This window comes from Salinisphaera sp. LB1 (assembly GCF_003177035.1).
Taxonomy (GTDB): Bacteria; Pseudomonadota; Gammaproteobacteria; order Nevskiales; family Salinisphaeraceae; genus Salinisphaera.
In genome coordinates this window covers 2,739,722-2,755,483 of sequence record NZ_CP029488.1, presented here as the reverse complement: position 1 = coordinate 2,755,483, position 15,762 = coordinate 2,739,722, and the positions used below count along the sequence as shown (strand labels likewise).

Sequence of the window (15,762 nt, the reverse complement as noted above, 5' to 3'; positions counted from 1 at the left end):
TGCCTGACAGCGCCTTGATATCCGATTCTTGTTCATCGGCTCACGGCTTCGCTCCACGCTTCCTCCCCACGCTCGGTCGCCCTCACGCAGTTGCGCTTCGCTTCATTCGTTATGGCCTACTTATGAGAGGACTTTCACCTCCAAGATCGTGCCCATGCCGGGCGTACGGGAACCCAAAGCGCACCAGCGCTTTGGGCGGTCAACTGCAGCGCCTCGTTAGATTGTTTTGCTTTTTACGTATTCAATTAGCGCCTGCATGTCATAATTTTCTCTAATTTTAAAGATTAACTTGCTTCGTTTCCCATAAATCCAAAAAATAAAAAATCCAAAAATTACCAAAAACCCCCAGTTTTGAGGTCCGAAGTGCTTGGCAAATATTACTGCGAGCGCGGCTAAGAAAGCTAGCAAACCAGCGAATGCATTGAATCCCGAGAGAATACTCTCGAGGCGTCTATTATGATATTGGAGTGACAGGGTTATCAGCGCCCAATCGTTAGTTCCTAGCTCAGCGCCTTCGGATTGAGTTATAGCCGTCATTTCTTGAGAAATCGATTGAAATATTTCACTCTCTCTATCGAGAGTTTTTTCCGGATCTGGAGGCGGAAGCGGCTTCAGTAATTCAAGCAACCAGTTTCGGTCGGGTTCAATCAAAGTCTGTAGCGACGGGCGGTGATGTCGATATATCTCAAATAATTTTCGAAGTATGTCGCCTCTCATATCTTCCCTCATCTATATCTAACGCCCAAGCTCAGTTGCCGGCCGAAGCGCGGCGGCGCTTTGGGCGGTCAACTGCAGCGACCAGTTAGCTTTTTTACTAGCTCCTTAAGATATACGATCTTTGCGCGGAAACGAGATTTACTCTCGTAATCGAACACGAGCGTATACGTGTTGACCTTCTCCATTTCGACTTCAGACACCTTTTTGCATGTTAATTCGTGGTGGCCGTGCGAGGTTTCTAGAAGCAACTTCATCGGGCTTGGGACCGATAGATATTCGTCGTTCATTTTAACGTTTAGTCTGGCATATCCGCGTGCGCTTACTTCTAGTTCTGGCGTTGTATGAAATACGGCATTTTTGCTTGAGTAGTGCTCGGAATATCTCGCGCCTTCGCCCGGCTTCTTCGTTACTTGGTGAGTTCGTTGAGAATAACCGTCGCAACGTCTGATAACGACCGGATAGTCCGCCGAGTTTTTAACTAAGACAATGATTTTAGAGTTTTTCTGAATTCGATTTCGATGAACTACGATGCGCGGAATTTTTAACGGCTTTTTAGCGCTTCTATACCACGCGTAGAGGACACTAACGATGGCTATCGTTGAGGCAGTCGCGGATAGTGAATCTACTACGTCTTTAAAAGCCAAATTTACGTCCTGTAGAGCTAACGCCGAAGCTCAGTTGTCGCCACGGGTTGGCGATCAACTGCAGCGAATTGTTATGCCTAACTATTCGCCGATGGGCCTAAGTGCGCCGTAAAATTCAGCCAACTCATATTCACCTTGATCCTTCAAGGCAGAGACGTTTTCTGACCGCGATACCAAATTCACCATACGGTTATACCGCTCTCTCATCCAATAGAATTTTATCCGCAAATCAGCTTTACTAGGATGAGAAGAAGCCATCATGCCTTTGCGAATTATATTTCCCAGCTTGTCGATATATTGCGGAAAATCGTACTGCGGATCGTCAAGTTCGCCTTGCGCTTTAAAAAAATAGTCGATGTAATACATTCCATCGCTATCTTGCTCAAGAAGAGCTTCAATCGCGTATTGCTCGTGCGCCGAATCATGATGCGGGGCGTGGCTTCTTGCTCCGAGTTTTACCACGTTTCTGTCAAGAATAATACGTGGATATAACGCTGCACGCGACTCAAGAAGATAGGCCTCATTTAGCGCCGGCCCGAAGAGGTACTCATCGGTATGAATGAATTTTCCAAGCGCTACAGCCCCTCTACAGATAATTCCTCGCGCTACCAGTCTCATTATCAATAGTTTAATTTCTAAAAGCGTATAGAAGACCCCGCTTTCTTTTTCGGTTCGGAAGGAAACGCCTATCGAGTCCGAAAATATCGTTACCTTTTTATTTTTATCGAAATCGAGATCGAGATCGAGAAATTCTTTACTATTTTCGTCGAGATCCCAAATCTCGCGAATGGAAGCGAACGCTTCTACCAGGGCATCTATTTTCTCAGAGATGTCGTTTCCAGTTTTATCCTCGGTATTAGATATCAGGCTTTTAAAACCAAGAATATCGATAAACGCAACTACTCTATTTTCGTAGTTCAAAACCATCCCTGAATGTTGCTATTGCGGTATAACGCCAAGTATACGGCCGAAAGTAGGTATAGCACTTCATCGCGTTTTCGTATAGTAATAACCAGAGGCCATGCAGGCCGTGTGTTATGAGGCTTGCAACAACGATAGACCGCTAACCAGTTATTAAAAATGCCTAAATCGCCCAATCGGCCGCCGAAGCTGCTCGATCAAGTGGGCGAGCGGGTGCGGCTCAAGCATTACAGCATTCGGACGGAGAAGACGTATCTTGCCTGGATTCGTCGCTTTATCCTGTTTCACGGCAAGCGACATCCCAAGGATATGGGCAAGCCGGAGGTGGAGGCTTTTCTGACGCATCTCGCGGTGGACCGCCACGTCGCGGCATCGACGCAGAATCAGGCACTGAATGCGGTGCTGTTTCTGTACAAGGAGGTGCTGGGCATCAAGTTACCGTGGATGGATGATGTGGTGCGCGTCAAGCGCCCGGCGCGCATACCGGAGGTGTTGAGCGCGCCGGAGGTCGCGCGCCTGCTTGCGCAACTGGACGGTACTTATCGGTTGATGGCGTCTTTGCTTTACGGGTCGGGGTTGCGGCTGATGGAAGCAGTTCGGTTGCGGGTGAAGGATGTCGACTTCGAGTACCGGCAGATCGTGGTTCGTGATGCCAAGGGGGCGAAGGACCGGGTCACACCGCTGCCCGCCTCGGTCACTGACGCGTTGACAGCGCAAATCAATCGCGTGGCGACGCAGCATCGGGCCGATCTCGCGGCCGGTTACGGCTCGGTTTATCTACCCACGGCATTGGCGGAGAAGTATCCCAACGCGCAGACGGAACTCGGCTGGCAATACGTTTTCCCTTCGTCGCGGTTGTCGACGGATCCGCGGTCGGGCAAGACACGCCGCCATCATCTCAGTGAGAAGGGTTTGCAACATGCGGTGAAGGGCGCCGTGAGGCGCGCGGGCATCCACAAGAAGGCCAGTTGCCATACGCTACGGCACTCGTTTGCCACGCACCTGTTGGAGCGCGGCAACGATATCCGGACGGTTCAGGAGCTGCTCGGCCACAAAAGCGTGCAGACCACGATGATTTATACGCATGTGCTGAAGCTGGGCGGGCGCGGCGTGGTCAGCCCGCTCGATAGCTGAACTGCCCTGCTTCCGGCTATGGCCGATCAATTTTTAACCAACCGCGCCGAGCCCATGCCGGCCGGGCCGATGGCCGACTTGCCCACGGCGTTATCCACAGATTCTGTGCATGGTTCGCGGGCCGGTACGTTGTGGCTGCTTGTCGGTTCGCGCGCACGCGTGGCCCCGGTGAAGCCACGACGCGGCGACAAGCCAGGAGGCGCCATTGGGCCGCGATGAACCGGCTGCGGCGCGGCGCCCGGTTGCAATTTGGTGCCCGCCTGCGTAAACAACCGAGGGCCGGCCCGGGTTGTGCGATATGCGAGCTCGGCGCGTCGGCCCACGGTATCCAGCGCAGGCGCTCGCCCATGAACGACAGCACAGCCCCGTTTACCTTCATCGGGCGTATTCGCAGCATGCGATATGCCATCGCCGGTATTGGCGAGCTGCTCGTCAGCCAGCACAACGCCTGGGTTCACGCCGCGGCCACGGCGGTCGTCGTGTGCCTCGGCCTGATCGTGGGCGTGACCCCCATCGAGTGGTGTGTGCTGATTCTGGCGATCACCACGGTCTGGGTGGCGGAGGCGTTGAATACCGCGTTCGAGCTGCTATGCGATGTCGCCTCGCCGGATTTTCATCCGGTGGTCAAGAAAGCCAAGGACGTGGCCGCGGGCGCGGTCTTGCTGAGCGCGCTGGGCTCGGTGGCGATCGGCCTGATCGTTTTCCTGCCGTATCTGGCGCGCTGGCTGTAGCCCCCGGCGGCGAACAACCGCCCCACCCCATCATCGGCGCGAGCACGGCAGGCGGCCTCTCACGATGAGGCCGCTCGTTGCCGGCTAGAAGCGGCCTTCGAAGCCCACCGTGCCGCCATGGCGCGACATACTGACGGTCGGCACGAAGCGATCGGGCGAGAGGCCCAGGAACGCTTCGTCGGCGAATACGCCCACGAAGTGGCCGATGGCCGCGCCCACCAGAACATCCGACGGATAATGTTTTCGACCGGCCACGCGCGCGTAGTCGGTGGTGACGCTCAGGCCAACCGCAAGGCTCTTGAGCGCGAACTGGCTGGTGTTGGAAATCGGCAGCCGGTCGATGTTCTGCATGGTCATGGTGGCGGATACGGAAGTCAGCGCCGCATGGCCCGACGGGAAGCTGTCGTGGCCTGAATTATCCGGGCGCTCCCGGCCTACCCCTTTCTTGAGGCCTGCAACCACGCCTTCGGTTGCCAGCGCAGCCCCGGCGCCCACGGCAAGCCCCTTGGCCTTGTTCGGATACCAGTTTTCCTGGTAACTCGGCGTTGCCAATGCGGTCACGCCGTACAGCACGACGGAGGCGCCCAACAGGGCATTGCTCGCATTCTGGGCACCGTTTCGCGAGCCGAAGATCGGCGTATGGTCGGAGGCCCAATGGGAGATATGACGGTCGGCGTGGCCGATCTGCAGCAGACCGGCCGCCGCCAACGGGGCCCAGGTGACCGGTGAACGCGCCGCGTCCGCCGCCGCGTGGCCGACGCGCGACCAGCCGGGCGTCAGCGTGGCCTGCGAGCCCCAGGCCGGGCCGTTCGGTGCTGTCGAGCACCCCGCCAACCCCATCACGAAAACCAGCACCACGATTCGCCGCATACCCAGCTACCCCAAGAATGACAAAACACGTCCCGCGGGTCTTCTAGCATGCCGTTCGTAAAGGCTTCGTTCAGGGCGCCCCGATTGAGCCCCGCCCAACCGGTCGGCGCGCACGGTGGCCGCACATCGCGGTCAGCGCCCGCCCCGCCGTGGCAAGCGATACTAGGCCCGGCACGCGCGGCGCACCCATCGCTTGAACATTTTTTGACCAGCGTCTTCAATGCCTTGCTGTCACGGTCTTTCGCGCAAACTGCCCACGGCCTTGTCCACAGATTCTGTGGGTTGTTTACGGGCTCGCAGGTGGTGCCTGCGCATCCCCCCATTCGCCGGGGCTGAACACCGATCGATACGCATAAAGCCCGGGCGCGCCGCCGGTGGCCAGAAACAGTACGCGTTGTCCTGGCTCGAATCGACCGGCGGTAATATCGGCCAGCAGTCCGGCCATGGCTTTTCCGGAATACACCGGATCGAGAAGCAGGCCTTCCAGACGGGCCACGCGCGCCACGGCATCGATCATGGCTGGGGTCGGCATGCCGTAACCCGGTCCCCGATGGCGGCCATCAACCAAAGGGCAAAAGACGCCGCGGTCGCCGACCACGCCCATGGCGTCGAGTGTCTGCGCGATCAACTCGGTCGTATGCAGACGCGCGTCCGATTCCTCGGCGAGCACGGCATAAGACAGTACCCGGCTCGGATCCCGGCGAAGAGCCACCATACCGGCGGCCAGACCGGCGTGGGTGCCGCCGCTGCCGTTGGCGGTGACTAGCGTATCGAACGTGATACCGAACTTTTCTTCCTGGGTCGCGATCTCGTAGGCGCAGCGAGCATAGCCCAGGCAACCCAACGCCGTGGAACCGCCGGTGGGGACCACCAGAACGCAGCGCCCGCGCGCCTCCAGCGCCTCGGCGCGCGTCCAGGCTTCCTCGAGGGCGTCCACATCGCCGGCGTGGATCTGGATCCGGGCATCGAACAGGCGGTTGAGCAGGATGTTGCCGCTAGTCTCGTAGTCGGGATCGGCGCGCGGCACCACGCGGGTGAGCACGAGTTCGCAAGCCAGGCCGAGCCGGGCACAGGCGGCGGCGGTCAACCGGGCATGGTTGGATTGCAGCCCGCCGACGGTAATCACCGTGTCGACGCCCTCGGCCCGCGCCCGGCCCAACAGAAATTCGAGCTTGCGCAGCTTGTTGCCACCGCCGCCCAGGCTCATGTGGTCGTCGCGTTTGACGTGGATTTCGATGCCACGGCCGGCACGCCCGAGGCTGTCTTCCAAACGTGCGAGCCGCTGGATCGGCGTGACCCCGTCGAGCAGCGGCTGGTGTGGATGACCGAACGTGGGCAGGCGATGAACGGGCATGTCTGACTCTTCGGGTGATGGCGAGCGACCGGTCGGCCTTATTTTTACCCGATTATGCGACTTATCGGGCACCCCACCCCGGCCACCGCCCGATTGCGAAACAGCCTGGCGATTATTCGATCACTCTTCGCGCGCGCCGACGCCACGAGGGCCGGCACGATCTACCCACGGGCTTATCCACAGATTCTGTGCATGAGTGGGCGTTGGTCCCGGTCGCTCAACGCGACAGGCGTTAACGATGCGCAAACCAGGGGCAAGACGACATCCAGCAAGACACAACGGCTTGTGGCGTCGGTCGGCGTAGCGCGCGAGGCAAGGCCACAGTCCGCTTCCACCGACAGCCGATCACTTCAATCACGCCCGGCCGCGCCGGGCTAATGCTGCGTTCGTTCGTCCGCGGCTACCGCGTCGTGCTTTATCAGCTCATATACAGGCCGCCATCGATATTCACGGTCTGGCCGTTCATGTAGGCGTTTCGCGCGAGATGCACGACCATGTCCGAGATTTCGTCGACCCGGCCGAAGCGCTTGACCGGGATCAGGTCCGGCGTGATGTTGTCGTTGCCCGCGATCATGTCGGTCTCGATCAGTGCCGGGGCGATCGCGTTCGAGGTGATGCCCTCGGTGGCCAGCATGCGCGCGTAGCTGCGCATCAGGCCGAGCTGGCCGGCCTTGCTGGCGGCATAATGCGGCCCGATCACGCCGCCGATGTGGGCGGCGACCGACGACATCATAATCAGCCGGCCCCAGCCGCGTTCCCGCATGCCGGGCACCACCCGCTGCGACAGGATGAAGCAGGCGGTGAGGTTGATCTGCAGTGTTTCGTTCCAGCGCCCGGCGTCGATCTCGTGCAGCGGATAGATCGGGTTGATGCCCGCGTTGTTGACCAGAATCTCGACCGGGCCGAGTTCGGACTCGACCGTATCCACCATGACGTTCAGTGCGTCGTGGTCGGCCATATCGGCCTGCACGGCGATGGCACGCCCGCCGGCGGCCTCGATCTCGGCGGCGGTCGCCCGGGCCGCGTCCGCCGAACGGTTATAACCCAGCGCGACCCGGCAACCAGCGTGGCCCAGTGCGATCGCCGCGCCGCGGCCGATGCCGCGCGATGCGCCGGTCACCAGGGCGACGCGATCGTGAATATCGTCCATGTTTCGTTTCCATGTTCCAACATACCGCCACGCTGCGCGAAGCCGGGCGCGCGGTCAATCGTGCGGTCCGTGCGGCATGACCCGCAGCTGCCGGGTATGGAACACCCCGGTGGTGAGCCCGATCATCAGCATCAGGATCGGCAGCGTGAACAGGGTAGCCGTGGTCTTCCAGCGATGGCCCGGGTTCAGATTGCGCCCCGGGAACGGGAACATCGGCCGCAGAACGCGCGCGAAGGCGATGCCGCGACTACGCCGCCGCGGGCCGTCCGGCCCGGCAGCGAATATTCACGCACTCTGGCCGTGCCCCGGAATGCCGCCCGGAGCACGGCGCCGGGCGCTACTTGGCGTAGCGCTTGTGGTAGGCGTCGACCGCCGAGCCGCCGTCGACGGTTTTCACGCCGGCCAGCCATTTCTCGACCGTCTTGGGATGCGAAGCCAACCATTGATGGGCCACTGTCGACTTGTCACCCTTTTTGTAGCTGTAGTCGTAGATCCAGCGGCTCTGGGTCTTGGCCGGCACATGGATATGTTTGAGCAGCGTGGTGACGTTGTCGTTATTCAGCTTGGCCGAGACCAGCGTGAGCACATCGCTCTTGATGCCGGCGATCGCACTGCCGTGCTTGTCCTTCAGGTAATGAATATGGAACTTGATATTCATCCAGTGCGGACGCCAGCCGAGAAACACCATCGGGCTCTTCTTCGGCTCGGAGTGCTTGAGTTCAGCCAGCATGGCGGCGGTGCTGCTGGGCACCAATTTGTAGTCGCCGAGACCCTGGTAGTTGTTCTTGATGGCCTTGGAGATGGCCTGATCCATGGCGCTGCCCGCCTCGATGCCGTAGATCTTGTGATCGAACATCTTCGGATGGGCGGCCAGATCCTTGATCGAGTGGATGCCCTTGTTCCACACATAATCCGGCACCGCCAGCCCTTCGATCGCGCCCGACAGGTTCGACCCCAGTTTGACCACCTGCTTCTTCTTGACCAGCGGGCCCAGCATGGCCTTCTGCGCCGGCAGCCACGCGCCCATGAAGACATCGGTGTTGCCGTCGGTCAGGCCGCGGTAGATGAAGGGCAACCCGACATTCTCGGTCTTGGTCTGATAGCCGAGGGTGGTGAGCAGCTGCTCGGCGATCTCGGTCTTGACCGATACCCCGGGCCACGGCGGCACGCCGAAGCTGATGGTCGGCGCGCTCGCAGCCTGCGCCAGCGTGGTGCCGGCCACGATCAGGCCGGCGGTGGCGGCCGCGCGAGCAAGCCATGCTGGAGTCGATTTCGTCATTCAATTCCCCCGGGCGCAGAGAGCGCCTCTTTGGATGTGAACATCGCCGAGGCCACATGCAACGCCTGTGCCCGGGTGGGCATGCCTGGCGAACGATCAGCAACGACACCTCGGCTCGACGAATCATATCAGTCGTCGTGCTGGCCACCTGAAGCGGGCGGAGCGGGTGTGACCACCGCATTCCATTACCATCAGATTGGGTCATGGCGTCGATGAAGACCAACGGCACGGCGCGCTCGCCGGCGACACACGACGTCTGACGGCTCATAGGAGGCTACCACGGGTCGCGCAACGCCGCGAAAAGCGCCGGTCGCAATGCGCTGAATCGACTTGAACGGGCTGGCTCGTCGCTGCCCGGTTGGCCTTGTAAGCTATCGTCGCTTTCCGGGCCCCGACCCGCCCCCACAACACGCCGCGCGGTCGGCGCGGCCCGTGATTTCCGGATGGACGCCTGATGGCGTGCCGGCCACACCCGCCAGCGCGCCGCCTGATCGTGGACGAAACAATGCACAACAACCACCCCGGTAGCGCCGATGCCGGTACGTTACGCGTCATTGCCTTCGGCTTCGTCGCCACCTTTGTTTCGAGCTTCGGCCAGACATTCTTCGTGGGCTTGTTCAGCCCGCAGTTCGGAGCCGCCGCGAACATCCGCGGCACCACCGTGAGCCTGCTCTACGGGATCGCCACCCTGGCCAGCGGCAGCCGGCTGTTCTGGCTTGGCGGTGCCATGGACCGGATCGCGCTACGGCTCGCGGCCACGGCTGGTGTCCTGTCCTGGGTATCCGAGACAGGGCGCGGGTTGGCTCCTTGCCTATTCCGCGCATTCAATGCATTTCAGCGCCGTCGGGTCCAGTTCGAGCCGCCCCTTGGCGATCCATTCGCCGCATTCGATGCACGCGCCGAACTCGCCCCGTTCAAGCCGCTTCAGCGCGTGCTCGATCCGCTGTAACTGCAGATTCCGGCGCCGTTCGGAAGCCTGCGCCATGGCCTGCGCCTGCAACGCATCGATACGCGACAACCGCCCGGTGGTGGTCTGGTCGAGTTCGACCGTGGCACGCTGGCTCTTTGATCGTTTGCTTTCGTCGCGGTACTGCTGACGCAGGGCATGCAAGGTCTGCGACATCGTTTCCGTATCGATTTCCGGATGGTTCATGGTCGTCTGCCGCGTAGGGCCGCGCCGCAATAATGCCGGTCAACGTCATACCAATCATACCGAGGCGAGCGAATCATCCCAGGCTGCGTTTTCCGGCTCGGGCGTCCATGCAATCGCCACTCCGAGAACCGGCTCGGACAGGGACGCTGCAGTGCGGCAACCATCGTGATGCAAGGCGCGCCACCCACCGGCTTTGTCCTGCAGCAGCTCGGGATCGAAACCCGCATTGAGCGCCCATTGATCGCATAGCGCGCCGAGCATCCGGGATACGGCGGGCGCGGCGCTGTTCCGGCGAGACGCCCGGGTCCGAAACAAGGCGGGCGGGCCACTTCCGCCGGCCCACCTCCACCTGCGCGTTCGTCGATCGTTACCGCACGATCAGCAACGGCACATCGGCCCGCCGAATCATGTCGGTCGTGGTGCTGCCGAGCAGTAATTCGCGAATACGCGTGTGGCCATAGGCGCCCATCACCATCAAGTCGAGATCGTGCTTGCGCTGGTAGTCGTGCAGCGCGGGCTCGACATCGCCGTCGATGATGGCGGTGGTCAGCTGCGCGCCGGCCGCCCGCAGTTTTTCGGCCGCGTCATCGAACTGGCGGCGTCTCTTGTCGTTGGGCTGCCCGACATACACCAGATGCGCCTCGACCTGGCCCAGCAGCGGCGTGGCCACCGCGCGCTCGATGACGCGCTGGCCGGTCCGGCTGCCGTCAAAGGCGATCAGTACACGCTCGGGCGCGGCAAAACTCTGATTGGTAACCAGGATCGGGCAGGACACGCCGCGGATGACGCGTTCGAGATTGGAGCCCAGATGATCATCGTCGCCGGCGGATTCGCCGCGTTTGCCGATGGCCAACAGCCGGATGTCGTCGCCCATGTAATGCAGCGCATCCACGAGCTCGCCGTTGCGCTGGCACGTTGCCGGCTCGGGCCGGCCAGCAGCGGCCGCCCGCTGGCTGGCCGAGTCGAGAAAATCGCGGCCCCGATCCCGCGCCAGGCGGGCGCGTTGTGCATCGAGCTCGGCCAGTTCGGTCAGCAGGTGCTCGCGCGTGCCCAGGCCGATCTGGCCGGAATAATCGGTCGAGGCCGCATGCTTGCGGCGGCTGATGACGTTGACGAAGGTCAGGGGCGCCTCGAGTTTCGTGGCGGCCCAGACAGCCGCATCGCAGGCCGCCGCCGCATAGCCCGAACCATCGATGCACGCCACGATCGGTCGCTCGTCGGACATATTGTTCTCCCCCTTGTATCAGTGCTGCTCGAGCAGCTTTTCGGCGTCGGGCTTGTCGTGCACCGCGACCTGGTCGACCAGCGTCTTGCTGGCTTCGTTCATGCCCACGATGTCGACCGTCATGCCTTCGCGCCGCAAGCGCAGCACCGCCCGGTCCAACGCTTCCACGGCCGAGATGTCCCAGAAATGCGCACGATGCACATCGATGGTCACCGCCGACAAGGATTCGCCGTAATCAAAGGCATGCCGGAACGAATTCGCCGAGGCGAAGAACACCTGACCGGTGATCTCGTAGATCCGGTGTTCGCCGTCGTCGGTCAGGTGACTGGTGATATGCAGAAGCCGGCCCACCTTGTTGGCAAAGAACAACGCCGACAGCAGCACACCGACGAACACGCCGATCGCCAGATTACTGGTGGCCACCACGACCGCGACCACGGTCACCATCACCAGATTGGTCGACAGCGGGTGCTTGGGCATGTCGCGGATCGACTCCCAGGAGAAGGTGCCGATCGAGACCATGATCATCACCGCGGCGAGTGCGGCCATCGGAATCTGGCCGACCCAGTCGGACAGGAACACCACCATGATCAGCAGCACGATGCCGGCGGTGAGCGTAGACAATCGGGTACGGCCACCGGATTTCACGTTGATCACGGTCTGGCCGATCATGCCGCAGCCGGCCATGCCGCCGATGAAACCGGTGCAGATGTTGGATATGCCCTGACCGCGGCACTCCTGATTCTTGTTACTGCCGCTGTCGGTGAGGTCGTCGACGATGGTCGCCGTCATCATCGATTCCATCAGCCCCACCACCGTCAGCGTCAGCGCGTAGGGCGCGATGATGCTGAAGCTATGCCAGTTCCAGGGGATGTCCGGCCAGATCAGGCTCGGCAGGCTGCCCGGCAGCTGGCCCATGTCGCCGACCGTGTGGATGTCGAAGTGGCCGGACATGTAGATGCCGGTCATCACCAGAATCGCGATCAGCGGCGACGGAAAGATGCGCCCGATCACCGGTATGTACGGAAACAGATAGATGATCGCCAGCGAGCCCGCCGCCATGGCGTACACCACCCACGAGACATTCGTCAGCTCGGGGATCTGTGCCCAGAAGATGAGGATCGCGAGCGCGTTCACGAAGCCGGTCACCACCGAGCGCGACACAAAGCGCATGTAGTTGGCCAGGCGCAGCGAGCCGGCGATGAACTGGAATATACCGGTCAGAATGGTGGTGGCGAACAGATAGTCGACGCCGTGTTTCGCCACCAGCGTCACCATGACCAGTGCCATGGAGCCGGTCGCCGCCGAAATCATCGCCGGCCGACCGCCGACGAAGGCGTTGACGGTACAGATACAAAACGAGGCGTAGAGCCCGACCTTGGGGTCGACCCCGGCAATAATGGAAAAGGCGAGCGCTTCCGGTATGAGCGCCAGCGCGACCACCAAGCCGGACAACATGTCGGCACGCACATTAGAGAACCAGTGTTCTCGGATCAGTTGCAGCATTTATCTTTCCAAACACAAATAGCCGCGTCGGGTGCGGCGGGCCAGGCGTTCGTTTTCGTTCGCCTGGCCCGCCGCACTCGACGCGGCGCAATATCATCGATTCGGGATTCTCGCGCTGCCGGGCGCGAGCGGCGGATACTAACAGAAAAACCACCGCCCCACAGCCGGCCCCGGGCGGCGATCAGAGCCGGCCTATCAGTGGCACTGGCTATCGAATGGGAATTTCGCGGACGGCGTTGCGGCTTTCGTCTTCAGGGTTCGGGCCAACTGCCGGCAGGGATCATCGGCACAACGCAGCGCCTGGTGAATACCGGCTCGCGTCAGCCCCAGATCGACCAGCCGATGATCGTCTTCGCCGAGCAGGGCCTCAAGCTGGCGTCGGCACGCCCGGCGATCGAGGGCACGGCGTATCCGGGCAATCAGACCCAACGGCGGCATCGCCGGCATGTAGAGATCGGGTAGAACGCGCCGTGCCGAGAGCACGCGGCGCGCGCGGGAGCATTCGATCGGACACATAAAACAGGCTCGGTTCGAGTGGCCCGATCCAGACTGGTACGCCCGCTTGATTCAATCCAGCGCAAAGATCTACATTAGATGTTCAATTTTACTTAACTTACGACGCCGTGCACGCATCGATAAATCCGCCCCGCACGCTGGATACGGACGTACTGCGCAGTTTTGTGGCGATTGCGGAAGCCGGCAGCTTCACCGCCGCGGCGCGCCAGGTACACCGCACCCCTTCCGCGCTGAGCATGCAGATCAAAGGCCTGGAGAACAGGCTCGCCCAGCCGCTGTTCGTGCGCGAGGCCCGGCGGGTGCGTGTGACCGAACACGGCGAATTGCTGCTCTCGTACGCGCGCCGTCTTCTGCAGCTCAACGCCGAGGCCGTGTCCCATTTCCTCGCCCCCGCAATCGAAGGCCAGGTCGGGCTGGGCTTGCCGGATGATCTCGGGCGCCGGGTGTTGCCGCGCGCGCTCGGCCAGCTCGCCCGCGAACATCCGCAGGTGACGGTCAACGTCGTCGCCCGCGGCAGTGCGGAACTGTCGGCCCGCGTGGCCGCCGGCGATCTCGACCTGGCCCTGATTTCGGCGGGCAGCGACGATACCGATTCAGGTATCGAGGATATCGTGGCGACCGAGCGCATGGTCTGGGCCGGGTTGCCGGATGGCCGCGCCGCCCATCGCCGCCCGTTGCCGCTGGCGCTTGCCAATCACGGCTGCGCCTGGCGATCCAGCGCCCTCGCCGCTCTCGACGGCGCCAATATCAATTACCGTATCGCCTATTCCAGCGAAAGCGGCACGGGCCAGAGCGCGGCGGCACTCGCCGATCTCGCGGTCGCCGCCCTGCCCGCCGGCCTGGTCGAGCCGCCGCTGGTGGCCCTGCGGGAGCTGCCGGCGCTCGCCGCAACGCGTATCGCACTGATCCAGCGTGCGGATGCGGGCACGGCCGCCGAGACCCTGGCCACCTGTCTGCGCGCCGCGTTCGACGCCGATCAGCGCAACTGACTGTCCTTGCTGGCGCGCCGATTGAACCCACCGGCCCGGCGCTCGTGTTCGTCCGCTTCGGCCTGGCATGCCACGCACAGCCGCACGCCGGGGATCAGTTCGCGCCGCCGCTCGGGGATCGGCTCACCGCATTCCTCGCAATGCGTCAGGCTGGCGCCGCCCTGCGCCAGTTCGCGGCGCGCCTTCGCCACGGCATCGTTCACGGTGTCGTCGATCTGTTCCTGTACCGCGCCCTCTCGGGCCCATCCACTGGCCATCGCATCCTCCAAGCCGTGGGAATAATGCTTATTGAATGGCATCGCCGGCCCTCGTTTGCAAGCCCCCCGCTATACTCGGGCCAACGAAGCGATTGCCACGCAGCTTGCCAGGAAAGCCCATGACGGACGCCGAAAGCCGAGACGAGACCCCGCGTTTCGGGCCGCTGTCCGACTACCGCGTTCCGGCCATGCCGACGCGCGACACACTGCAGATCGTGCTCACGCGGGCGCGTGAACTGCTCCGCCGCCACACCGACGCACCGCAAATCGACAACGCCCGCCTGCATTCATCGACGATTGACATGCTGAACGCCGCCGCCGCGCCGCCGGCCTGCGGGCCGCTGATCGACGAACTGCAGGCCACGCTCGGCGCCTGGGCCGACCGGGGGCCAGAATCCCCGCGTCTTCAGCTGATCGTGCTGCCGCCGGGCGATCACGATCATATTGTCGCCAGCTGGGCCGAACGACAGGGCCATCATGTGCTGCAAACGCCCACACGAGACGCCATCCTGCAAGCGGAACCCGACGCGCTGCCGGCGCTCGACGGCGATGGCCTGCTGGTCGTGCCGGCACTGGAGGCGTGGTTTCTCCGTCACCGCGACGGGCTATGGCTGATCCGTGCCCTGCTCGACCGGCTGAGCGAACTCGATCGCCGGGCGGTGATCGGCTGTAACAGCTGGGCCTGGCAGTATCTCAAACGGGCGGTGCGCGTCGATGCCGTACTGCCGGCGCCGCTGACCTTCCAACCGTTCGATGGCGAGCGACTGCGCGCCTGGTTTCGAGAAATATCCAGCGCGAACACCGAGCGACCGATGCGGTTCCGGGACGCGGCCTCGGGCGACGATATTCTGGCCCTGAACGCCGATGGCAAGCCCCACGACCGGCTGATCAGCCTCGCCGCGGCAAGCCGCGGCGTGCCATGGATCGCGTGGCGGCTATGGCGCCATAGCCTGCGCCAGCATATTGCCGCGAACGACGATACGGATAACGGCGTCAATGCCGCGACCGCCGACGCCACGAACGGGGATGCGCATACCCTGTGGGTGACCGCACTCAAGGGGTTCTCCCTGCCGGCCCGCCGCGGCGACGATTCGCTGCTGGTTCTGCATGCCCTGCTGATCCACGGCCCTATGACGCCGGCGCGGCTCACCGACGTGTTGCCGTTCACCGGAACCGCGAACACCATCAACAGCCTGCTGGCCGCCGGTATTCTGGCGCACGATGCGCAGGGCTGCCTGACCTGCACCCCCGAAGCCTATCCCACGATCCGTACCGGCCTGACGACGGCCGGCTTTCCCGTCGCCGAGGTCTGAGCC

Annotated in this window: 17 protein-coding genes; 5 read left to right on the top strand and 12 right to left on the bottom strand. The window is 62.2% G+C overall.

What is annotated here, in order from left to right; genetic code table 11:
• Nucleotides 1-216: 216 nt before the first annotated feature.
• Both SALB1_RS18790 and SALB1_RS12410 read right to left on the bottom strand, forming a co-directional pair.
• Nucleotides 217-651 carry a hypothetical protein gene (locus tag SALB1_RS18790; RefSeq protein WP_147420769.1) on the bottom strand — a complete coding sequence of 145 codons (435 nt, stop codon included), beginning with the start codon at nucleotides 649-651 and terminating at the stop codon, nucleotides 217-219.
• Nucleotides 652-1,442: 791 nt separating this feature from the next.
• Nucleotides 1,443-2,282, bottom strand: a complete 840-nt coding sequence (locus SALB1_RS12410) for a hypothetical protein (RefSeq protein ID WP_145961317.1) — start codon at nucleotides 2,280-2,282, stop codon at nucleotides 1,443-1,445.
• Between the two features lie 159 nt (nucleotides 2,283-2,441).
• On the opposite strand from SALB1_RS12410, the gene SALB1_RS12405 reads away from it, so the two are divergent.
• Together SALB1_RS12405 and SALB1_RS12400 are read left to right on the top strand one after the other, a co-directional pair.
• Nucleotides 2,442-3,416, top strand: coding sequence for an integron integrase (locus tag SALB1_RS12405; protein WP_109994153.1), 975 nt, complete (start codon nucleotides 2,442-2,444; stop codon nucleotides 3,414-3,416).
• A 347-nt stretch (nucleotides 3,417-3,763) separates the two neighbouring features.
• Nucleotides 3,764-4,147 carry a diacylglycerol kinase family protein gene (locus tag SALB1_RS12400; protein WP_109994152.1) on the top strand — a complete coding sequence of 128 codons (384 nt, stop codon included), beginning with the start codon at nucleotides 3,764-3,766 and terminating at the stop codon, nucleotides 4,145-4,147.
• Nucleotides 4,148-4,231: 84 nt separating this feature from the next.
• On the opposite strand, the gene SALB1_RS12395 is transcribed toward SALB1_RS12400, so the two are convergent.
• The 9 genes from SALB1_RS12395 to SALB1_RS12360 form a co-directional block, all read right to left on the bottom strand.
• Nucleotides 4,232-5,017: a phosphatase PAP2 family protein gene (locus SALB1_RS12395; RefSeq protein ID WP_109994151.1), complete on the bottom strand. Its 786-nt coding sequence runs from the start codon at nucleotides 5,015-5,017 to the stop codon at nucleotides 4,232-4,234.
• Between the two features lie 286 nt (nucleotides 5,018-5,303).
• A complete protein-coding gene (locus SALB1_RS12390; RefSeq protein WP_109994150.1) occupies nucleotides 5,304-6,371 on the bottom strand; it encodes a D-cysteine desulfhydrase family protein in 1,068 nt (355 codons plus the stop codon).
• A gap of 418 nt (nucleotides 6,372-6,789) precedes the next feature.
• Complete coding sequence (locus SALB1_RS12385; protein WP_109994149.1) at nucleotides 6,790-7,521, bottom strand: SDR family NAD(P)-dependent oxidoreductase; 732 nt, start codon at nucleotides 7,519-7,521, stop codon at nucleotides 6,790-6,792.
• Between the two features lie 54 nt (nucleotides 7,522-7,575).
• On the bottom strand, nucleotides 7,576-7,734 hold the full coding sequence (locus SALB1_RS19055; protein ID WP_158590731.1) for a hypothetical protein: 159 nt from the start codon (nucleotides 7,732-7,734) through the stop codon (nucleotides 7,576-7,578).
• 124 nt (nucleotides 7,735-7,858) lie between these two features.
• Nucleotides 7,859-8,800, bottom strand: a complete 942-nt coding sequence (locus SALB1_RS12380) for a glycine betaine ABC transporter substrate-binding protein (RefSeq protein WP_109994148.1) — start codon at nucleotides 8,798-8,800, stop codon at nucleotides 7,859-7,861.
• An 811-nt stretch (nucleotides 8,801-9,611) separates the two neighbouring features.
• Nucleotides 9,612-9,785 carry a TraR/DksA family transcriptional regulator gene (locus SALB1_RS19935; RefSeq protein WP_370453257.1) on the bottom strand — a complete coding sequence of 58 codons (174 nt, stop codon included), beginning with the start codon at nucleotides 9,783-9,785 and terminating at the stop codon, nucleotides 9,612-9,614.
• A gap of 222 nt (nucleotides 9,786-10,007) precedes the next feature.
• Nucleotides 10,008-10,214, bottom strand: coding sequence for a hypothetical protein (locus tag SALB1_RS12370; RefSeq protein WP_109994146.1), 207 nt, complete (start codon nucleotides 10,212-10,214; stop codon nucleotides 10,008-10,010).
• A 106-nt stretch (nucleotides 10,215-10,320) separates the two neighbouring features.
• On the bottom strand, nucleotides 10,321-11,178 hold the full coding sequence (locus tag SALB1_RS12365) for a universal stress protein (RefSeq protein WP_109994145.1): 858 nt from the start codon (nucleotides 11,176-11,178) through the stop codon (nucleotides 10,321-10,323).
• 18 nt (nucleotides 11,179-11,196) lie between these two features.
• Nucleotides 11,197-12,684, bottom strand: coding sequence for a SulP family inorganic anion transporter (locus tag SALB1_RS12360; protein WP_109994144.1), 1,488 nt, complete (start codon nucleotides 12,682-12,684; stop codon nucleotides 11,197-11,199).
• Between the two features lie 198 nt (nucleotides 12,685-12,882).
• On the opposite strand from SALB1_RS12360, the gene SALB1_RS12355 reads away from it, so the two are divergent.
• Together SALB1_RS12355 and SALB1_RS12350 are read left to right on the top strand one after the other, a co-directional pair.
• Complete coding sequence (locus SALB1_RS12355; protein WP_109994143.1) at nucleotides 12,883-13,146, top strand: hypothetical protein; 264 nt, start codon at nucleotides 12,883-12,885, stop codon at nucleotides 13,144-13,146.
• A gap of 161 nt (nucleotides 13,147-13,307) precedes the next feature.
• Nucleotides 13,308-14,189 (top strand): LysR family transcriptional regulator, encoded by an 882-nt coding sequence (locus tag SALB1_RS12350; protein ID WP_199678789.1) that lies wholly within the window; start codon nucleotides 13,308-13,310, stop codon nucleotides 14,187-14,189.
• Here SALB1_RS12350 and SALB1_RS12345 read toward each other — a convergent pair.
• Entirely contained in the window at nucleotides 14,177-14,446 is a 270-nt protein-coding gene (locus SALB1_RS12345) for a DksA/TraR family C4-type zinc finger protein (RefSeq protein ID WP_109995414.1), read from the bottom strand. The two genes, SALB1_RS12350 and SALB1_RS12345, sit on opposite strands and share 13 nt — an antisense overlap.
• Nucleotides 14,447-14,565: 119 nt before the next feature.
• Between SALB1_RS12345 and SALB1_RS12340 the strand changes: the two genes are divergently transcribed.
• On the top strand, nucleotides 14,566-15,759 hold the full coding sequence (locus SALB1_RS12340; RefSeq protein WP_109994142.1) for a hypothetical protein: 1,194 nt from the start codon (nucleotides 14,566-14,568) through the stop codon (nucleotides 15,757-15,759).
• Nucleotides 15,760-15,762 lie beyond the last annotated feature (3 nt).

Coding starts and splice junctions, on each gene's coding strand:
- SALB1_RS19935 (WP_370453257.1), bottom strand. CDS start 9,785: ATGGCGCAGGCTTCCGAACGGCGCCGGAATCTGCAGTTACAGCGGATC.
- SALB1_RS19055 (WP_158590731.1), bottom strand. CDS start 7,734: ATGTTCCCGTTCCCGGGGCGCAATCTGAACCCGGGCCATCGCTGGAAG.
- SALB1_RS12345 (WP_109995414.1), bottom strand. CDS start 14,446: ATGGCCAGTGGATGGGCCCGAGAGGGCGCGGTACAGGAACAGATCGAC.
- SALB1_RS12365 (WP_109994145.1), bottom strand. CDS start 11,178: ATGTCCGACGAGCGACCGATCGTGGCGTGCATCGATGGTTCGGGCTAT.
- SALB1_RS12385 (WP_109994149.1), bottom strand. CDS start 7,521: ATGGACGATATTCACGATCGCGTCGCCCTGGTGACCGGCGCATCGCGC.
- SALB1_RS12370 (WP_109994146.1), bottom strand. CDS start 10,214: ATGCTCGGCGCGCTATGCGATCAATGGGCGCTCAATGCGGGTTTCGAT.
- SALB1_RS12390 (WP_109994150.1), bottom strand. CDS start 6,371: ATGCCCGTTCATCGCCTGCCCACGTTCGGTCATCCACACCAGCCGCTG.
- SALB1_RS12400 (WP_109994152.1), top strand. CDS start 3,764: ATGAACGACAGCACAGCCCCGTTTACCTTCATCGGGCGTATTCGCAGC.
- SALB1_RS12395 (WP_109994151.1), bottom strand. CDS start 5,017: ATGCGGCGAATCGTGGTGCTGGTTTTCGTGATGGGGTTGGCGGGGTGC.
- SALB1_RS12340 (WP_109994142.1), top strand. CDS start 14,566: ATGACGGACGCCGAAAGCCGAGACGAGACCCCGCGTTTCGGGCCGCTG.
- SALB1_RS12380 (WP_109994148.1), bottom strand. CDS start 8,800: ATGACGAAATCGACTCCAGCATGGCTTGCTCGCGCGGCCGCCACCGCC.
- SALB1_RS12360 (WP_109994144.1), bottom strand. CDS start 12,684: ATGCTGCAACTGATCCGAGAACACTGGTTCTCTAATGTGCGTGCCGAC.
- SALB1_RS12405 (WP_109994153.1), top strand. CDS start 2,442: ATGCCTAAATCGCCCAATCGGCCGCCGAAGCTGCTCGATCAAGTGGGC.